The sequence below is a fragment of the Wenyingzhuangia heitensis genome, from assembly GCF_011762155.1.
GTDB classification, from domain to species: Bacteria; Bacteroidota; Bacteroidia; order Flavobacteriales; family Flavobacteriaceae; genus Wenyingzhuangia; species Wenyingzhuangia heitensis.
This window is the reverse complement of record NZ_JAASQL010000004.1, coordinates 143,873-160,331: the sequence shown is the minus strand read 5'-3', so window position 1 is coordinate 160,331 and position 16,459 is coordinate 143,873. Positions and strand designations below refer to the sequence as shown.

At 31.5% G+C, this 16,459-nt stretch carries 16 protein-coding genes and 3 tRNA genes; 10 read left to right on the top strand and 9 right to left on the bottom strand.

Annotated features, from left to right (window positions below; translation table 11 throughout):
* Positions 1 to 182 precede the first annotated feature (182 nt).
* Positions 183 to 1,514, top strand: a complete 1,332-nt coding sequence (locus FHR24_RS12865) for a PhoH family protein (protein ID WP_167189523.1) — start codon at positions 183 to 185, stop codon at positions 1,512 to 1,514.
* 70 nt (positions 1,515 to 1,584) lie between these two features.
* On the opposite strand, the gene FHR24_RS12860 is transcribed toward FHR24_RS12865, so the two are convergent.
* Positions 1,585 to 1,836 carry a type B 50S ribosomal protein L31 gene (locus FHR24_RS12860; RefSeq protein WP_167189520.1) on the bottom strand — a complete coding sequence of 84 codons (252 nt, stop codon included), beginning with the start codon at positions 1,834 to 1,836 and terminating at the stop codon, positions 1,585 to 1,587.
* Positions 1,837 to 1,955: 119 nt separating this feature from the next.
* On the opposite strand from FHR24_RS12860, the gene FHR24_RS12855 reads away from it, so the two are divergent.
* From FHR24_RS12855 to FHR24_RS12835, 5 genes are read left to right on the top strand one after another with little or no spacing between them, the layout of a single operon-like run.
* Complete coding sequence (locus FHR24_RS12855; protein ID WP_167189517.1) at positions 1,956 to 2,981, top strand: glutaminyl-peptide cyclotransferase; 1,026 nt, start codon at positions 1,956 to 1,958, stop codon at positions 2,979 to 2,981.
* Between the two features lie 4 nt (positions 2,982 to 2,985).
* On the top strand, positions 2,986 to 4,431 hold the full coding sequence (locus tag FHR24_RS12850; RefSeq protein WP_167189514.1) for a right-handed parallel beta-helix repeat-containing protein: 1,446 nt from the start codon (positions 2,986 to 2,988) through the stop codon (positions 4,429 to 4,431).
* On the top strand, positions 4,424 to 5,107 hold the full coding sequence (locus FHR24_RS12845; RefSeq protein ID WP_167189511.1) for an SDR family NAD(P)-dependent oxidoreductase: 684 nt from the start codon (positions 4,424 to 4,426) through the stop codon (positions 5,105 to 5,107). Before FHR24_RS12850 ends, FHR24_RS12845 begins: the two co-directional genes overlap by 8 nt.
* Positions 5,108 to 5,115: 8 nt before the next feature.
* Positions 5,116 to 5,706, top strand: coding sequence for a SprT-like domain-containing protein (locus FHR24_RS12840; RefSeq protein ID WP_167189508.1), 591 nt, complete (start codon positions 5,116 to 5,118; stop codon positions 5,704 to 5,706).
* Between the two features lie 18 nt (positions 5,707 to 5,724).
* Positions 5,725 to 7,140 carry a DUF389 domain-containing protein gene (locus tag FHR24_RS12835; RefSeq protein WP_167189505.1) on the top strand — a complete coding sequence of 472 codons (1,416 nt, stop codon included), beginning with the start codon at positions 5,725 to 5,727 and terminating at the stop codon, positions 7,138 to 7,140.
* Between the two features lie 178 nt (positions 7,141 to 7,318).
* Here FHR24_RS12835 and FHR24_RS12830 read toward each other — a convergent pair.
* The 5 genes from FHR24_RS12830 to FHR24_RS12810 form a co-directional block, all read right to left on the bottom strand.
* Positions 7,319 to 7,391: transfer RNA gene (locus tag FHR24_RS12830), tRNA-Lys, on the bottom strand.
* 5 nt (positions 7,392 to 7,396) lie between these two features.
* A tRNA-Tyr gene (locus FHR24_RS12825) sits at positions 7,397 to 7,478 on the bottom strand.
* A gap of 32 nt (positions 7,479 to 7,510) precedes the next feature.
* A tRNA-Lys gene (locus tag FHR24_RS12820) sits at positions 7,511 to 7,583 on the bottom strand.
* Positions 7,584 to 7,653: 70 nt separating this feature from the next.
* Complete coding sequence (locus FHR24_RS12815; protein ID WP_167189502.1) at positions 7,654 to 8,415, bottom strand: ABC transporter ATP-binding protein; 762 nt, start codon at positions 8,413 to 8,415, stop codon at positions 7,654 to 7,656.
* A gap of 6 nt (positions 8,416 to 8,421) precedes the next feature.
* On the bottom strand, positions 8,422 to 9,162 hold the full coding sequence (locus FHR24_RS12810) for an MlaE family ABC transporter permease (protein WP_167189499.1): 741 nt from the start codon (positions 9,160 to 9,162) through the stop codon (positions 8,422 to 8,424).
* Positions 9,163 to 9,256: 94 nt separating this feature from the next.
* Between FHR24_RS12810 and pafA the strand changes: the two genes are divergently transcribed.
* The gene (pafA, locus tag FHR24_RS12805; protein ID WP_167189496.1) at positions 9,257 to 10,906 is read left to right on the top strand and encodes an alkaline phosphatase PafA; all 1,650 of its coding nucleotides are present in this window, start codon (positions 9,257 to 9,259) and stop codon (positions 10,904 to 10,906) included.
* Positions 10,907 to 10,983: 77 nt separating this feature from the next.
* On the opposite strand, the gene FHR24_RS12800 is transcribed toward pafA, so the two are convergent.
* The 3 genes from FHR24_RS12800 to FHR24_RS12790 form a co-directional block, all read right to left on the bottom strand.
* Positions 10,984 to 12,339 (bottom strand): dihydrolipoamide acetyltransferase family protein, encoded by a 1,356-nt coding sequence (locus FHR24_RS12800; protein ID WP_167189493.1) that lies wholly within the window; start codon positions 12,337 to 12,339, stop codon positions 10,984 to 10,986.
* Between the two features lie 134 nt (positions 12,340 to 12,473).
* Complete coding sequence (locus FHR24_RS12795; protein ID WP_167189490.1) at positions 12,474 to 13,034, bottom strand: YceI family protein; 561 nt, start codon at positions 13,032 to 13,034, stop codon at positions 12,474 to 12,476.
* A gap of 29 nt (positions 13,035 to 13,063) precedes the next feature.
* Positions 13,064 to 13,483, bottom strand: a complete 420-nt coding sequence (locus FHR24_RS12790) for a MarR family winged helix-turn-helix transcriptional regulator (protein ID WP_167189486.1) — start codon at positions 13,481 to 13,483, stop codon at positions 13,064 to 13,066.
* A gap of 215 nt (positions 13,484 to 13,698) precedes the next feature.
* On the opposite strand from FHR24_RS12790, the gene FHR24_RS12785 reads away from it, so the two are divergent.
* The 3 genes from FHR24_RS12785 to FHR24_RS12775 all read left to right on the top strand — a co-directional run bounded on the left by FHR24_RS12785 (position 13,699) and on the right by FHR24_RS12775 (position 16,390).
* Positions 13,699 to 14,697: an outer membrane beta-barrel protein gene (locus FHR24_RS12785; protein ID WP_167189483.1), complete on the top strand. Its 999-nt coding sequence runs from the start codon at positions 13,699 to 13,701 to the stop codon at positions 14,695 to 14,697.
* Positions 14,698 to 14,789: 92 nt separating this feature from the next.
* Positions 14,790 to 15,128 carry a P-II family nitrogen regulator gene (locus tag FHR24_RS12780; protein WP_167189480.1) on the top strand — a complete coding sequence of 113 codons (339 nt, stop codon included), beginning with the start codon at positions 14,790 to 14,792 and terminating at the stop codon, positions 15,126 to 15,128.
* A 32-nt stretch (positions 15,129 to 15,160) separates the two neighbouring features.
* Positions 15,161 to 16,390, top strand: a complete 1,230-nt coding sequence (locus tag FHR24_RS12775) for an ammonium transporter (RefSeq protein WP_167189477.1) — start codon at positions 15,161 to 15,163, stop codon at positions 16,388 to 16,390.
* The last annotated feature ends 69 nt before the right edge of the window (positions 16,391 to 16,459 follow it).

Below are 16,459 nucleotides of genomic sequence, written 5' to 3'. Positions count from 1 at the left end.
TAGTTATTCACAATACTAAAAAGAACAGAAACCACTCTTTAATTCTCATTACCAACAACTTAAACAAAACAAATATTAAACCCTACTAACATATCAACCACTAAAGCCCAAACCAACTCATAATATCACATTGCTTTACAGCAAAAAGATTGCTACATTTAAGTAAACTTAATTGCTTCAATATGGCCCAAAATCAACCAAAAAAAATTTTTGTACTTGATACTTCAGTATTACTTTTTGATCACAACTCCATCAAGAATTTTGTAGACAATAATGTGGTAATTCCTATCACTGTTTTAGAAGAACTTGATAATTTTAAAATAGGTAACGATACCAAAAACTTTGAAGCCAGGTCCGTGATTCGTTTTTTAGATAAAATTTCTGAAAACAAAAATCTAAACGAATGGATTAGCCTAGGAAAGGGAAAAGGAGATTTGTTTATTTCTATGCACAACAACGCTTCTGGAACCAATGCTAAAGATGCCTATGGTACTAAAAAAAATGATCATCTTATTATTGATACCGCGTTATTAATTAAAGAATCTTATCCAAATTCTAAAGTTACGCTAGTAACCAAAGACATTAACCTTAGAATTAAAGCCAAAGCTTTAGAACTAAAAGCCGAAGATTATTTAACAGGTAAAGTTGATGATATTAAAAAAGTATCTAAAGGTTCTATTAATTTAGATGATTTAGAATCTGATGTTATTAGAGAATTATATCAGAACAATACTATTCCTGAAAACGGAATTTTAGGGGATCAAAAAATAGCCAATGGTTATTACATTATCAACAATAACCAAGACTCTGTGTTAGCTCGTTTTAATCCAGAAAATGATCAAATAGAAAGGGTAGAAAAAAGCTATGCTTATGGTATTAAGCCTAAAAATGCAGAACAAACCTTTGCTATTGATGCCTTATTAAACGAAAGCATTAAACTTGTAGCACTGCAAGGTGTGGCAGGAACAGGTAAAACATTATTAGCTTTAGCAACAGCGTTGGAACAAAAAGCTTTGTACAATCAAATTATTTTAGCAAGACCTATTATTCCACTAAGCAATAGAGATATTGGTTTTTTACCAGGAGGTGCAGAAGAAAAAATTTCTCCTTATATGCAACCTTTGTTTGATAATTTAAAATTTATCAAATCTCAATACAAGGCAGATTCTAGAAAAAGAAAAGCTTTAGATGAAATGGAAGAAAATGAAGATTTGGTTTTAACAGCTCTAGCCTTTATTAGAGGTAGAAGTTTGGCCAATGTAATTATGATTATTGATGAATCTCAAAACTTAACACCACACGAAGTAAAAACAATTATTACCCGAGCTGGTGAAGGAACCAAAATTATATTTACAGGAGACATCAATCAAATAGATACTCCTTATATGGACGAGCACAGTAACGGACTTACTTACTTAATAGACAAATTAAAAGGCCATCGTTTGTTTGCTCATATTAAACTAGAGAAAGGAGAACGTTCTGAGTTGGCCAACCTAGCCAACGATTTACTATAAAAACACAGTACAAAGAAAAGCTGTTGAGAAAAATCTCAACAGCTTTTTATGTTATACTAACAATTTAAGATTACTTCTTAAATTTAGCGTATTTAGTCTTAAATTTATCAATACGTCCTGCAGTATCAACCAATTTAGATTTACCTGTGTAAAACGGGTGAGAAGTTCTAGAGATTTCCATTTTTACAACTGGATACTCTACACCATCTACTTCTAATGTTTCTTTTGTGTTAGCTGTTGAACGAGTTAAAAATACATCACCATTAGACATATCTTTAAAAGCTACCATTCTATAATTTTCTGGATGTATTCCTTTTTTCATAATTATATGTATGTTTTAACTGTGTTTATTTTTGAGACTGCAAATTTAAGTATATTTTTGAATAATCAAAACATTCAAAAGAAATAATTTATCTAAATAACCATTTTTTTTCAAAACACATGCAAATTAATAGAATTTTAGTCGCTTTAAACCTCCTTATCGGTCTTAACTCTTGTAACAATACTCCAGAATTTGAATTAAAAGCTCCTGAAAAAATTCAAATCAACAAAAAATTAAACATAAGTATCGCTAGTAAGAATGAAAATTTAAAGGTTACTTATTTTTTAGACGACAAAGAAATAGGAACTACAAAAAACATTTCTTTAGACATTAAAAAGGCTAAATTAGGTAAGCACATTTTAAAAGTTAATGTTGGTGAACATGATGATGTAAGAAGTAAAGAAACAACTATTACTTTTTTTAACTCCCAAAAACCTAAAGTATACAAATACAAAGTCATAAACAGTTATCCACACGATAGAGAATCTTTTACACAAGGTTTAGAGTTTTACAATAACTTTTTATACGAAGGTACAGGGCAAAGAGGAAAATCTGTATTAAGAAAACTAGCATTAAAAACAGGAGAAGTAATACAAGAACAAGCATTGGCCAGTAAATACTTTGGTGAGGGAATTACTATTTTTAATCACAAAATATATCAACTTACCTGGGAAAGTAAACTTGGTTTTATATATGATGCAGAGACTTTTAAAACTATTAATACTTTTAAATATCAACAAAGTGCAGAGGGTTGGGGATTAACTCACAACAATACTCACTTAATAAAATCTGACGGAACTGAAAAAATTTGGTTTTTAAATCCCGATACAGGAGCCGAAGAATCTTATATAGAAGTTTACACAAATGACCGTAGGATTGAAAACTTAAACGAATTAGAGTATATTAATGGAAAAGTTTATGCCAATGTTTGGACTAAAAATGCCATTGCTATTATCAATCCAAAAAACGGAGCTGTAGAAGGAATTGTAAATATGAAAGGTTTGATAAATCAACTAGACAACAAAACCATTGCAGGCTCAGGAGATAAAGTTTTAAACGGAATTGCCTACAACCCAAACACGAATAAGTTATATGTTACAGGTAAGAATTGGGACAAAATTTTTGAAATAGAAATTCTAAAATAAGGATATGAAATTGTTAAAAACCTTTTTTAAAATAGGATGTATTTTACTACTACTAAGTCAACTTTCTTGCAGAAAAGACTTTGATAGTATTGTTAGTAACGGAAACTTAAGTTTTTCTGTAGACACCTTATTTCTAGATACTGTTTTTAACAACCTAAGCACCACCACTCACCTACTTACAGTTTACAACAAAAGCAATAACGATATTACCATTCCTAAAATTAAACTAGCTAAAAGCAATTCTAAGTATAGAATTAATGTAGACGGTGTTTCAGGAACTGAAATTGATGATGTTTTATTATTAAAAAAAGATAGCTTATTTGTTTTTGTAGAAGCAACCGCTTCTGCCCAAGACACAGACACAGAAATGCTGTATATAGATCAAATTTTATTTGATCCTAACGGAAACCAACAAGATGTAGATTTGGTTACTTTGGTACAAGATGCTGAATTCCTATTTCCTACAACTGGAACAGATTTTGAAATAACCGAAACTAATTTTACCAACACAAAACCCTATGTTATATACGGAAATGCTATCGTTCCAGAAAATGGTAGCTTAACTATAGAGGCAGGTACCACGGTTCATTTTAACGAAAATGCATCGCTTACCATTTCTGCTGGAGCCACCTTAAATATTAACGGAACTTTAACAGACTCTATTGTTTTTAAAGGCGATAAACTAAGTTATCAGTTTGATCAAGTACCTGGACAATGGCAAGGAATTAAAATAGGAGAAAATACAAACGTTACTATCAATTATTTAAAAATTCTAAATCCATCAACAGGAATAGAAATTATAGAAAACACGAACACTTTAACGATTCAAAACACCAAAATTTACAATGCTGCTGATTATGGTATTTATACTCAAAACACCAATCTAAACGCAAGTAATATAGTGATTGGTCAAACAGGAAAGTCTGCTTTGTATTTACAAGGTGGTACTTATAATTTTACACATTGTACTTTTGCTAATTATTGGAACAAAGGATTGCGTTATAAAGACAATGTTGTCATTAGCAATTATTATGTAAATAATGATGTAACAGCAAATGCTCCTTTACAGAATGCTGATTTTATCAATTGTATTATAGCAGGAACCCGAACTAATGAAATTACGTTAGACAAGAGTGAAGACGAACCCGTGTTTAATTTTTATTTTAAAAATTCATTAATCCATTTAGAAAAAGAGGTTGAGTTTTATGATACCGACAATACAACTTATTACCAAAATGTATATCTAAATAAAAAAACAGATTTTAAGGACACTAGTCTTAATGATTTAAGAATAGGTTTGGATAACGAAGGAATTAACAAAGCTGACATTACAGCTGCAAGTACCGTTGATCTAGATATTACAGGAACAGATAGAACTGTTAATCCAGATATAGGTGCCTACCAACATATAGATTTTAAAACTTTAGAACCTAAAGAAGAAGATGAATAAAACCGTATTGATTACAGGAACAAGCCGAGGAATTGGATTTGAATTGGCTCAACTATTTGCCAACAATAATTATTCTGTATTAGCACTTTCTAGAAACACAAATACATTACAAGAAATTCAACACCCAAATATTACAACTTTTGGTGTAGATGTAAGTAACGAAAATGAAATTGACTCTGTTGTAGATTACATTACTAAAAACAATATTCAAATTAGCGGATTAATTCACAATGCAGGAAAACTAATCAACAAACCTTTTGAACAACTTTCTAAAAACGATTTTAAAGAAGTATATCAAGTAAACGTATTTTCCGTGGCTCTGCTTACTCAGAAAATAATTCCGTTTATGCCACAAAATAGCCACGTAGTAACAATTAGTAGCATGGGAGGAGTGCAAGGAAGTTTAAAATTCCCTGGATTGGCAGCTTACAGTTCTTCTAAAGGAGCTGTAATCACTTTATCAGAATTATTAGCAGAAGAATATAAAGAACAAAAAATTGCTTTTAATGTATTGGCATTGGGTGCAGTACAAACAGAAATGTTAGAAGAAGCTTTCCCTGGATACGAAGCTCCTATAAAACCATCAGAAATGGCCAAATATATTTTTGATTTTACTACAACTGGAAATAAATTTTACAACGGAAAAGTTTTAGAAGTATCAAGCACAACTCCTTAATTATTTTTATGATTGAGCAATTACAACAATACATTCCCACTAACGCTAAAGAAAATTTAGAATACCTTATAAACAAACACGATTTTTGTTTAAAGATTGTAAAAGGTAGAAAAACAAAAAGAGGAGATTTTAGAGCCACACAACCTTTAGCAACCATTACCATTAACAACAATTTAACAAAAGAGCAATTTCTAATTACTTTGGTGCACGAAATTGCTCATTTGCACACACATATCCATTATCCAAGAGTAAAACCTCACGGAATGGAATGGAAACAATGTTTTAAACAATTAATGCTTCCTTTTTTAACCCCTACCGTTTTTGATGAACCTCTTTTAAAACATTTGGCTAAACATTTAATCAACCCCAAAGCCACTACAGATTCAGACATAAAACTATCGGTTGTATTACAAGAAAAAAAGAATACCAATCGTCATCATAATTATTATATATTTGACTTAAAACCAGGCACTTTATTTAGCTTAAACAACCGAACTTTTAAAGTTTTAAACAAACGTAGAACTAGATATGAATGTTTAGAAATTGAAACAAAAAAAAGGTATTTAATTAAAGGCAATGCACCTGTAGATATTGTTTAACCGCAATTATTTAAACCCATGACAACTAAAAACGACAACGATCAAGATTTAGAAAATAAAAAAAAAGAAGTACAAGAAGAATTTAAAGGCTTTTTTACAGCTATTAAAACATTTTTAAGCGATCTTTTAAACATTAGAGAAGAAACAGATAAAGAGCTAACTATTACCAAAATTAAAGCAGGTATTGCTGTAAAAAGTCACAATGCTTGGGTTTTAATTTTTTCCATTTTTATAGCTTCTATCGGGTTAAATGTAAGTTCTACAGCTGTAGTTATTGGTGCCATGCTTGTATCTCCTTTAATGGGACCTATTTTAGGTTTAGGGCTTTCTATTGGTATTAACGATATTGATACGCTAAGAAGATCTTTAATTAACTTAGGGGTTATGGTAGGCCTAAGTATCACTACTTCCTTTTTGTTCTTTAGCATTCCTCTGTTTCAAGATGCAACTCCAGAAATTATTGCTAGAACAGCACCAGACGTTAGAGATGTGTTAATTGCCCTTGCTGGTGGATTGGCTTTAATTATTGCCCTAAGTAGACGTACGGAAATGACAAATACCATTGCTGGTATTGCTATTGCAACCGCTTTAATGCCTCCTTTGTGTACTGCAGGTTACGGTTTGGCTACCTGGAATTTTAAATACTTTGGTGGAGCCATGTTTTTATTTTTAATCAACGCAATATTTATTGCTTTAGCAACTTTTGCTGTGGTTAAATTTTTACGTTTCCCCGTGGTTAAATATATCAATCAAGCCAAACGTAAAAGAATTGCTCAACTAGTCGCTTTTGTTGCAACTATAATTATAGGGTTTAGTATTTTTCAATTTTACTTATTATTTCAACAAAACCAATACAAATTAAATGCAGAACATTTTATATCCGAATTGCAAGAAAAAACGGGAGCAGGTATTATAAACACAACTGTTGACTATGATAAAAAATCTATTAAAATTGTTGTATTAGGAACCAACATAGATGAAACTCAAAAAAAAATATGGTCTAATAAAATGGACGAGTTTAACATTCCTAAAACCTCTTTAATCATTCAGCAAGATGACAAAACCTCTTTACTACAAGATGAAATCAACACAATTAAAAACTCTTATGTAAAAAATCAAAACTTAATTGCTAGCAAAGATGAGATTATTCTACAAAAAGAAGCTTTAATTATAGAAAAGGACCATGAACTACAACAGTTATACAAAAAACAAATTCCGTTTTTACAATTAAGTCAGGAGGCTAGAATTATTTATACAGGTATAGATAAGTTAAACTATGCAAGTAAATTAGAAACCAACTTTAGCTCTATAGACACCATTGCTGTTTTTGAAGTAAAATGGAACGACTCTATTAAAAACACCAAACAACTAAACTCTAAGTTTAAAAATTGGCTACAAACCAGATTAAACAACACTACTATTGAGCTAAAATAGAGGTTCTGAAATTTGCACTTATTCATCATAAAAAGGCTAGCTATATTAATATAGTTAGCCTTTTTTAGTATACCGTATTATATTGGAATATTTCTGTAAAGAAGTTTTTGTAACTGCCTTAGTCAATATAAATACTTATTTATAAAACAAAAAAAGCCCCCTTAAAAAGGGGGCTTTGTGACCGGGCTGGGGCTCGAACCCAGGACCCTCTCCTTAAAAGGGAGATGCTCTACCAACTGAGCTACCAGGTCGTCCGTGGTGAGAGAAGGATTCGAACCTTCGAAGACGTAGTCAGCGGATTTACAGTCCGCCCTCGTTGGCCACTTGAGTATCTCACCATGCAAATAACGTGTGTTATGTTTTAAATTTGTGACCGGGCTGGGGCTCGAACCCAGGACCCTCTCCTTAAAAGGGAGATGCTCTACCAACTGAGCTACCAGGTCATTAATACCACTCGTTATTGCGGGTGCAAATATAGGACTTTTATACAGTTACACAAAACTATTTTAGAATTTATTTTTCTAAATAAACCTTCCTCACATTTTTAAATAAATTAGAGCTGTAAACAAAATCCACAACTGCTTCATTATCAGTTTTAAATATATCATCACTTGACCCCTCCCATTCTTTTAGACCATCTTTTAAAAAAATAATTTTTTCTCCAATTTCCATCACAGAATTCATATCATGAGTATTTATTACCGTTGTAATTTCATATTCATCGGTAATTTCCTGAATCAATTTATCTATTACAATGGCTGTTTTGGGATCTAAACCAGAATTAGGTTCATCACAAAATAAATATTTAGGTTTGGTTACAATAGCTCTTGCAATAGCCACACGCTTTTGCATTCCTCCAGATAATTCTGCAGGAAACTTTTGATTACTATTTACCAAATTCACTCTATTTAATACAAAGTTTACGCGTTCTAACATTACTTCTTTAGATTGCTTTGTGAACATTTTTAACGGAAACATAACGTTTTCTTCAACTGTCATAGAATCAAACAAAGCAGAGCCCTGAAAAACCATTCCAATATCTTGCTTTAATTGTCTCTTTTCATCAGAAGACATAGATTCTGTTGTAGTTCCATTAAAAGAAATAGTTCCTTTATCTGGCAAATGCAATCCTAGCATGGTTTTTAAAAATACGGTTTTACCTGACCCACTTTGACCAATTATTAAACTTGTTTTACTAGGTTCAAAAACCGCATTAATTCCTTTTAAAACTGGAGTTTCACCAAATCCTTTTTCTACACCTTTAACTTCTATCATAACAATTTAGCTTAATAACATTTGGGTTAAAAAATAATTTGTAATAATAATCATTACAATTGTCCACACTACTGCTTTAGTACTTGCTCTACCTACTTCTAAAGAACCCCCTTTTAGATAGTAACCAAAATAAGAAGGAATAGTTGCTATTAAAAAAGCAAACACGGTAGATTTTATCAAACTATAGCTAATTAAAGAGGGCTTAAAATCCATTCTAATACCTGCTATATAGTCGTATTGTTCAAACAAACCTGTAACTACTCCTGCAATCCACCCTCCTAAAATTCCTAAAGTCATGGCTAATAAAACTAAAAAAGGATAAAAAAATACAGTTGCTATTATTTTAGGTAGCACCAAATAATTTAAAGAATTAATTCCCATTACCTCTAAGGCATCTATTTGCTCGGTAACACGCATGGTTCCTATACTTGATGTTATGTAAGACCCCACTTTACCTGCCAAAATAACCATAATAAAGGTTGATGAAAATTCTAATATCATAGATCTTTTGGTCGCAAAACCAATTAAATCTTTAGGAATTATAGGATCTTCTAAATTTAAAGCTGTTTGAATAGCGACTACTCCACCAATAAAAAAAGAGATAAAAGCTACAATACCTACTGATTTTACTCCCAAATCATCTATCTCTCTAAACACAGCATCTTTAAAAATTTTTGCCTTTTGTGGTCGTCTAAAAACGCTTTTTAGCATAATCACATAAGCTCCAACACTTTTTATATAAGTCATTCTATAGATTTTTAGCTAAAATATCAAATCCTTAACAATTAAGTAGTGTATTCTAATTACTTTTAGTCTCATAAAATTCAAATTAAATATTCTCATGAAAAAATTACTGAGCCTTCTTTTAGTATGCAATATTTGTATCCTAAATGCTCAAAAAAAGCCAAAATTAGTTGTAGGAATTGTTGTAGACCAAATGAGGTACGATTATTTATTACGTTTTAACGACAAGTTTGGTTCTAAAGGTTTTAATAAACTTATAGAAAACGGAACCACGTACGAAAATGGTCATTACAACTATATACCTACTTATACCGCTGTTGGTCATACATCAGTATATACAGGTACCACACCAAAAAATCATGGAATTGTTGGAAATAACTGGTACGATAAATTTGAACAAAAATCTATTTACGTTGTAGACGATGCCAATTATAAAACCGTAGGTTCTGAATCTAAAGAAGGTCAAAAATCTCCATATAGATTAATTGCCTCTACCATTGCTGATCAATTAAAAGTAGCTCAAGATTTTAAAGGAAAATCTATTGGTATTGCTATTAAAGATAGATCTGCTATTCTACCCGTAGGACATACTGCCGATGTTGCTTATTGGTTTGATGGTGCTAACAACGGAAAATGGATTACTAGTTCTTACTACACTGATAAATTACCTAACTGGGTGAATTTATATAATACCGAAAATAAACTTAAATTAGATGAATATCTAGCTAGTCCTTGGGTTACTTCTAAAAAAATAGAGGATTATACTGAATGTACTACAGATCATAATTATTTTGAAGGAACGTTTCACAATGAAGATAAACCTATATTTCCACATAACTTACCGAGTCTTAAGGAAAAAAACGGAAACTATAGTTTGTTAAAAAGTACTCCTTTTGGAAACACAATGACTTTAGATTTTGCCAAACAGATTATTAAAAATGAAGAGTTAGGAAAAGACAAAACCAATTCAGATTTTTTAGCGGTTAGTTTGTCTAGTACTGACTATATTGGTCATAAATACGGACCCGCTTCTGTAGAAATTGAAGACACTTACATTCGTTTAAACAAAGATTTAGATGATTTTATTAGTTATCTAAACAGTAAAGTAGGAAATGAGAATTATGTATTGTTTTTAACAGCAGACCACGCTGTAGTTCAAGTTCCTCATTACCTAATAGATCACAAAGCACCTGGAGGTTATTTTTCCAATCGTGAATTGCAAAAAAAGTTAATTGATTTTACTTTTAAAAAATACAAATCTACCAAGTTGATAGAAAACATTTCTAACAATCAAATATTTTTAAATCGTAAAGAAATAGGTTTATTAACCCTAAACATAGAAACTTTAGAAAATGAACTTATTGAAGTATTAATCAATTATAAAGATATCCATAAAGCTGTATCTGCCCATACTTTACAAAGAACAGAATTTACCAGAGCACCTTTAAGCCTGGTACAAGAAGGATACAACCAAAAATTATCTGGTGATATTATTTTCACCTTAGAACCCACTATTATTAGTAATGGCTACGTTAAGGGGGGAACTACACACGGAACGGGATACAATTATGACACACATGTTCCTATTATTTTTTATGGAGGAAATATTGCTAAAGGAAAAGCTATAAAAAAACCAGTTAGCATTACGCAAATTGCACCAACAATTAGCAATATTCTTAAAATTCAAGAACCTAATATGAGTTCTTTAGATATTTTAATAGAAGTGTTTGAAAAAGACAAAGAGTAATTTTTTACTTTTCTCATAAAAAAACCTTTTAGCTAATTGCTAAAAGGTTTTTTTATGATTTTATAATTGTCTTATTTTTAAATAGCTTTATTTACATCCCAAGCCTCTAACAAATCTTTAATTTCTTTAATAAACATTCCTCCTAAAGCTCCATTTATCACACGGTGATCGTAAGAATGAGAAATGTACATTTTTTGACGAATTCCAATAAAATCTCCTTCAGGAGTTTCTATAACCGCAGGTACTTTTCTAATAGCACCCAAAGCTAAAATAGCACATTCTGGTTGATTGATTATAGGAGTACCAAAAACAGAATCAAAACCACCAATATTTGTTACAGTATATGTACCTCCTTTTATTTCATCAGGTTTTAAGTTATTAGATTTAGAACGAATAGCCAAATCATTCACACACTTAGTCATACCAACCAAGTTTAAATGCTCTGCATTTTTAATTACAGGCACAATCAAATTTCCGTCTGGTAATGCAGAAGCCATCCCTAAATTAATTGCTTTTTTCACCACTACTTTATCTTCTCCATCAAAAGTAATATTTACCAAAGGATATTTTTTTAATGCTTGAGCAACCACCATCATAAAAATAGGTGTGTATGATAATTTTTCTCCTTCTCTTTTTAAGAATGTATCTTTAGCTTTTGCTCTCCATTTTACCACATTAGTAACATCAACCTCTATAAAAGATTGTACGTGTGCTGCTTTATGTTTAGAATGCAACATATGATCTGATATTAATTTCCCCATTCTAGACAGCGTAATTAATTCATCTCCTGTATTTACTTCTAAATTAGGTGTTTTTGTTTTTTGAGAAATAGCAATTGTCTTATTTTCAGACTCCTTAGTTGTTATTTCTTTAGACAACTCTACACTTTTGGCATCTTTTGATTTGCTACTTACATAGGCTAAAATATCTTCTTTAGTCACCCTACCCTCTAAACCAGATCCGTTTATAGCATCTAATTCTTGTTGAGAAACTCCTTCTTTAGCCGCTATGTTTTTTACCAACGGAGAATAAAATTTACCATCAGTATTAGTTATTATTTGTTTTTTTGTGTGCGTTGTATTTTCTATTGCCTGATTTACCTCGGCTTCAACAGATTTTACAACTTCTTCAACCTCAGTATACACATCTTTAGCTGTTGACTCTACCTGTAAAGTACTACTTGCCAAATTTTCATTTGTTTCAATAACAGCCAAAACCTGGCCTACTTTAACAACATCTCCTTCTTGGTATTTTTTTTCTAACAAAACTCCAGACACATCACACGGGACATCTGAATCTACTTTGTCTGTTGCTATCTCTACAACAGATTCATCTAACTCTATAGTATCTCCTATTTCTTTTAACCAAGAAGTAATTGTAGCCTCAGCTACACTTTCTCCCATTTTAGGCAACTTTAATTCAAATTTAGACATTTGTGCTTGTTTATTTCTTTTGCGAATTTACTAAATATAGCTGTCTTTATATATATAGTAAAAAATTATATAAGCAAAAAACCTGATAGTGGTTAACTATCAGGCTTTTAGTTTTAAACTAAATTCTATTATATTTAAAATACAATGTTTACAGACAATTCAAACTCGTCGTTAATTGCTTTGTCTTTTAAGTTATCAAAGAAAGAAGCTGACCCGTAACGGATATCAAACTTAGTTCTGTCTATTTTTACATCTCCAGAAATTGTGTTTCCTTTTTTTGTTAAAGTAAATGCTTTCTTTTCTGTGTGTCCTTTAATACTTAAGTCTCCTTTTACTGTATTTCCTTCTACACTAGTAATTACAAAAGTTGCTGTTGGGTGTGTTGCAACTCCAAAAAAGTCATCAGACTTTAAATGACCTTCTAATTTCCCTTTGTACTCACCTTCTAAATCTTGAACATTAATAGTATTCATGTTTACGGTAAAGCTACCTCCTACTAATTTTCCTTGTTTTAATTCTACGTCACCTTCTTTAAAATTAATAGTTCCGTTGTGTTCACCTGTAACTTTTTTACCAACCCATTTAATTGTACTCTTTTTTACATCAATTGGTTTTTTACCAGCATGCGCAGATAAAGCAATTGTAAATACAGCTAAAACTGCTAAAATTCCTGATTTGATTCTTGTTGTTTTCATTTTTTACTTTTTTGATTATTGTTGTTAATTTATTGTTTTACTTTATTTAATAAGTCTATTAATTGAATTAATTCTTCTTTTGTTAAATCTGAAGTTAATTGCTTTTCATAATCCACCAATCTTTGATCTATACCTGCCAACAACCCTAACCCTTTATCTGTAATAGATATTTCAATCTTTCGTCGGTTTTCTTCACATGGCTTACGTTCTACTAATTCTTTTATTCTAAGTTTTTCTACCAACCTAGTTGTATTACTCATTTTATGAATCATGCGTTCTTGCAATACGTACAAGTTCATAGGCAAACCATCCTGTCCTCTCAGTATACGTAATATATTATATTGCTGCACCGTTAAATCATAGGTTTTCATAAAACTATTTAACTGTTCTACCACATAGTTTCCAGAAATCATCAATTTTATAACAGCTCTATTATTTAGATTTTCCACTAATTTGACAGTTTTAATATTTGTTACTACAACAAATGTATATACAACTATACTAAAAAACAAGAAAAAAATCACTTTTTTTTAACCCTACTTAGTTGAGAAACACTAGGACTACGTATAAACCTGCGAAAAAGCAGGTAGTTTTTTCTTGTACGATACGTATTAATACGTAGCTTTGTCTCAGATAAAACTTAAAAAACATAAAAAACTTTATCATGAAAAAAATTATTTTATCAGCATTGATGTTAACGGGAATGTTAACTTTTGCACAAGAAGGAAAATTAACTGTATCTGGAACAGTAGATGTTTATGGAACAGTAAACACTGTAGATGGACCTGGTGCTCCAGGATTGTTGGTTGATTCTCCACAAAATGCTACTATGTTTGGATTAGGTATGGCTAATACAATATTCACATACGAAACTGGTAAAGCAGGAGCTGTTGTTGATTTAGCTTATGGTCCTAGAGCCGCTGATGCAGCTGGTTTAAATGGTATTAATCAATTATATGCATATTATAGTGTAAATGATAAGTTAACTATTACTGCTGGACAGTTTAACACTTTCTTAGGATATGAAGTAATTTCTCCTGCAGCTAACTTTAACTATTCTGTATCTTACTTATTTAATGCAGGACCATTTACACACATTGGTGCTAAATTAGATTACGCTGTTTCTGAAGATTTATCTTTAATGTTAGCCGTAACTAACCCTCACGGAAATTTTGGAACAGGATATGGTGATGAATTTGCACAATTAGGTGCTCAAGTTGGTTATAAAGGTCAATATTTCAACTTAGCTTATGGTGCTGATGGATTTGGAGCTACTGATCAGCTATACTTAGATTATACAGGAGGATTTGATTTAAGCGAAACATTATACTTAGGTATTAATGCTGCTTATTCTAGTTCATCTGATGCAAAATCTGGATATCAAGGAGCTGCATTATACTTAGAAAATTCTTTCACAGATACTTTCTCTTTAGGGTTACGTCCTGAATTCTTCCAATTCAATGGAGATGCTAACAACGATGAAACTGTTACTGCAATTACTTTAGCTGCTAATAAAAAATTAACGGATAATTTAAATATCGTTGCTGAATTAAGATATGACTCTTCTGATGATAATATTATTGAATATTCTACTGCTAGTGGTTTATTCCCAGGAGAAGATAGTGTAACTGCTTTCACAGTTGCTGCTGTATACTCTTTCTAATTCTAGAAAAGTTTAAAACATAAATCATCTGGCAAGGTGTGAACTTTGCCAGATAACAAAAAATTATTCAACCTAAATTTAAACTTTCAATTATGAAAAAAATCGAAGCAATCATCAGAAAATCAAAATTTTCTGAGGTGAAAGAAGCTTTACACGACGTAGGTGTTAACTTCTTCTCTTACTGGGATGTTACTGGATTAGGTAACGAAAAAGTAGGGAAAGTATACCGTGGTGTATCTTTTAGTACTAACGATATCCAAAGACGTCAATTAGCAATTATCGTAAACGATGATTTCGAAAAAATTACTGTAGAAACGTTATTAAAAACAGCTTCAACAGGAGAAGTTGGTGATGGAAAAGTATTTGTATCAGACGTATCAGAAACTTACCGTATCCGTACAGGAGAAAAAGGTAGTGACACATTAAAATAAACTAAAACTAAAAACTTTTAAAATTAAAAATTATGGATACAAGTGCAATTATGGGAGCTTTGTGGATCATTATAGCAGGAATATTAGTATTCTTTATGCAAGCAGGGTTCACCTTAGTGGAAACTGGATTTACACGCTCTAAAAACGCAGGAAATATTATTATGAAAAACCTTATGGACTTAATAGTAGGTTCTATTGGTTTTTGGGCTGTTGGATACGGAATTATGTACGGAAGCGACTTAATCGCTGGTGGATACTTAGGAAGAATGAGTCCTTCTGATCAAGGTTATTTCTTTTTTAGTGCAGATGATTATTACAATTTATTTTTTCAAACAGTATTTGCTGCAACCGCTGCAACAATTGTTTCTGGAGCTGTAGCAGGTAGAACTAAATTTTCTACATACATTATTTTCTCTTTAATTATGACAACTATCATCTACCCTATTTCAGGAAGCTGGTACTGGCCATTTGATGATGATGCTTGGTTAAATACTTTAGGATTTGTTGATTTTGCAGGTTCTAGTGTAGTACACTCTGTTGGTGGATGGGCTGCTTTAGTTGGTGCTATTGTTGTTGGACCTAGAATTGGAAAATACAAAGATGGTGTTTCTCAAGCAATACCAGGACACAATATTTTATTAGGTGCTTTAGGGGTTATGATTTTATGGTTAGGATGGTTCGGATTTAACGGAGGTTCTCAGTTAGCTTTTGGTTCTGAAGAAGATGTAATTGCTGTAGGTTCTATTTTAATTACAACAAACTTAGCTGCTGCCTCTGGTGCTGCTGCTGCATTGTTCTATACTTGGTTACGTTACGGACAACCTGATATTTCTATGACTTTAAACGGTGCTTTAGCTGGATTGGTATGTATTACTGCTGGTTGTGCTGCTGTAACACCTGGTGCTGCTGTAATTATGGGATTAATTGCTGGTGTAATTGTTGTAATGTCTATTACATTTATTGATGAAAAATTAAAAATTGATGATCCAGTAGGTGCTGTATCTGTACACGGAGTTTGTGGTGCATTAGGTACTTTATTAGTAGGTGTATTTGCTACTGATGGTGGTTTAATTAACGGTGGTGGATTTGATCTTTTAGGAGTTCAAGCAATTGGAGTATTGGCTTATGGTTTATGGGCTGTTGTATTATCTTTTATTGTTTTCACAATCTTAAAATTAACAATTGGTGTTAGAGTTTCTGAAAAAGAAGAAATTGAAGGATTAGACAAAGCTGAACACGGAATTGGAGTTTTTAACGAATAGTTATTTGTTATAAGTTTATATAAAAACAGCCTAACTCTATAGTAGAATTAGGCTGTTTTTTTTTCCATA

Coding starts and splice junctions, on each gene's coding strand:
- FHR24_RS12840 (WP_167189508.1), top strand. CDS start 5,116: ATGATTGAGCAATTACAACAATACATTCCCACTAACGCTAAAGAAAAT.
- FHR24_RS12780 (WP_167189480.1), top strand. CDS start 14,790: ATGAAAAAAATCGAAGCAATCATCAGAAAATCAAAATTTTCTGAGGTG.
- FHR24_RS12860 (WP_167189520.1), bottom strand. CDS start 1,836: ATGAAAAAAGGAATACATCCAGAAAATTATAGAATGGTAGCTTTTAAA.
- FHR24_RS12810 (WP_167189499.1), bottom strand. CDS start 9,162: ATGACTTATATAAAAAGTGTTGGAGCTTATGTGATTATGCTAAAAAGC.
- FHR24_RS12815 (WP_167189502.1), bottom strand. CDS start 8,415: ATGATAGAAGTTAAAGGTGTAGAAAAAGGATTTGGTGAAACTCCAGTT.
- FHR24_RS12775 (WP_167189477.1), top strand. CDS start 15,161: ATGGATACAAGTGCAATTATGGGAGCTTTGTGGATCATTATAGCAGGA.
- FHR24_RS12850 (WP_167189514.1), top strand. CDS start 2,986: ATGAAATTGTTAAAAACCTTTTTTAAAATAGGATGTATTTTACTACTA.
- FHR24_RS12845 (WP_167189511.1), top strand. CDS start 4,424: ATGAATAAAACCGTATTGATTACAGGAACAAGCCGAGGAATTGGATTT.
- pafA (WP_167189496.1), top strand. CDS start 9,257: ATGAAAAAATTACTGAGCCTTCTTTTAGTATGCAATATTTGTATCCTA.
- FHR24_RS12785 (WP_167189483.1), top strand. CDS start 13,699: ATGAAAAAAATTATTTTATCAGCATTGATGTTAACGGGAATGTTAACT.
- FHR24_RS12855 (WP_167189517.1), top strand. CDS start 1,956: ATGCAAATTAATAGAATTTTAGTCGCTTTAAACCTCCTTATCGGTCTT.
- FHR24_RS12865 (WP_167189523.1), top strand. CDS start 183: ATGGCCCAAAATCAACCAAAAAAAATTTTTGTACTTGATACTTCAGTA.
- FHR24_RS12800 (WP_167189493.1), bottom strand. CDS start 12,339: ATGTCTAAATTTGAATTAAAGTTGCCTAAAATGGGAGAAAGTGTAGCT.
- FHR24_RS12795 (WP_167189490.1), bottom strand. CDS start 13,034: ATGAAAACAACAAGAATCAAATCAGGAATTTTAGCAGTTTTAGCTGTA.
- FHR24_RS12835 (WP_167189505.1), top strand. CDS start 5,725: ATGACAACTAAAAACGACAACGATCAAGATTTAGAAAATAAAAAAAAA.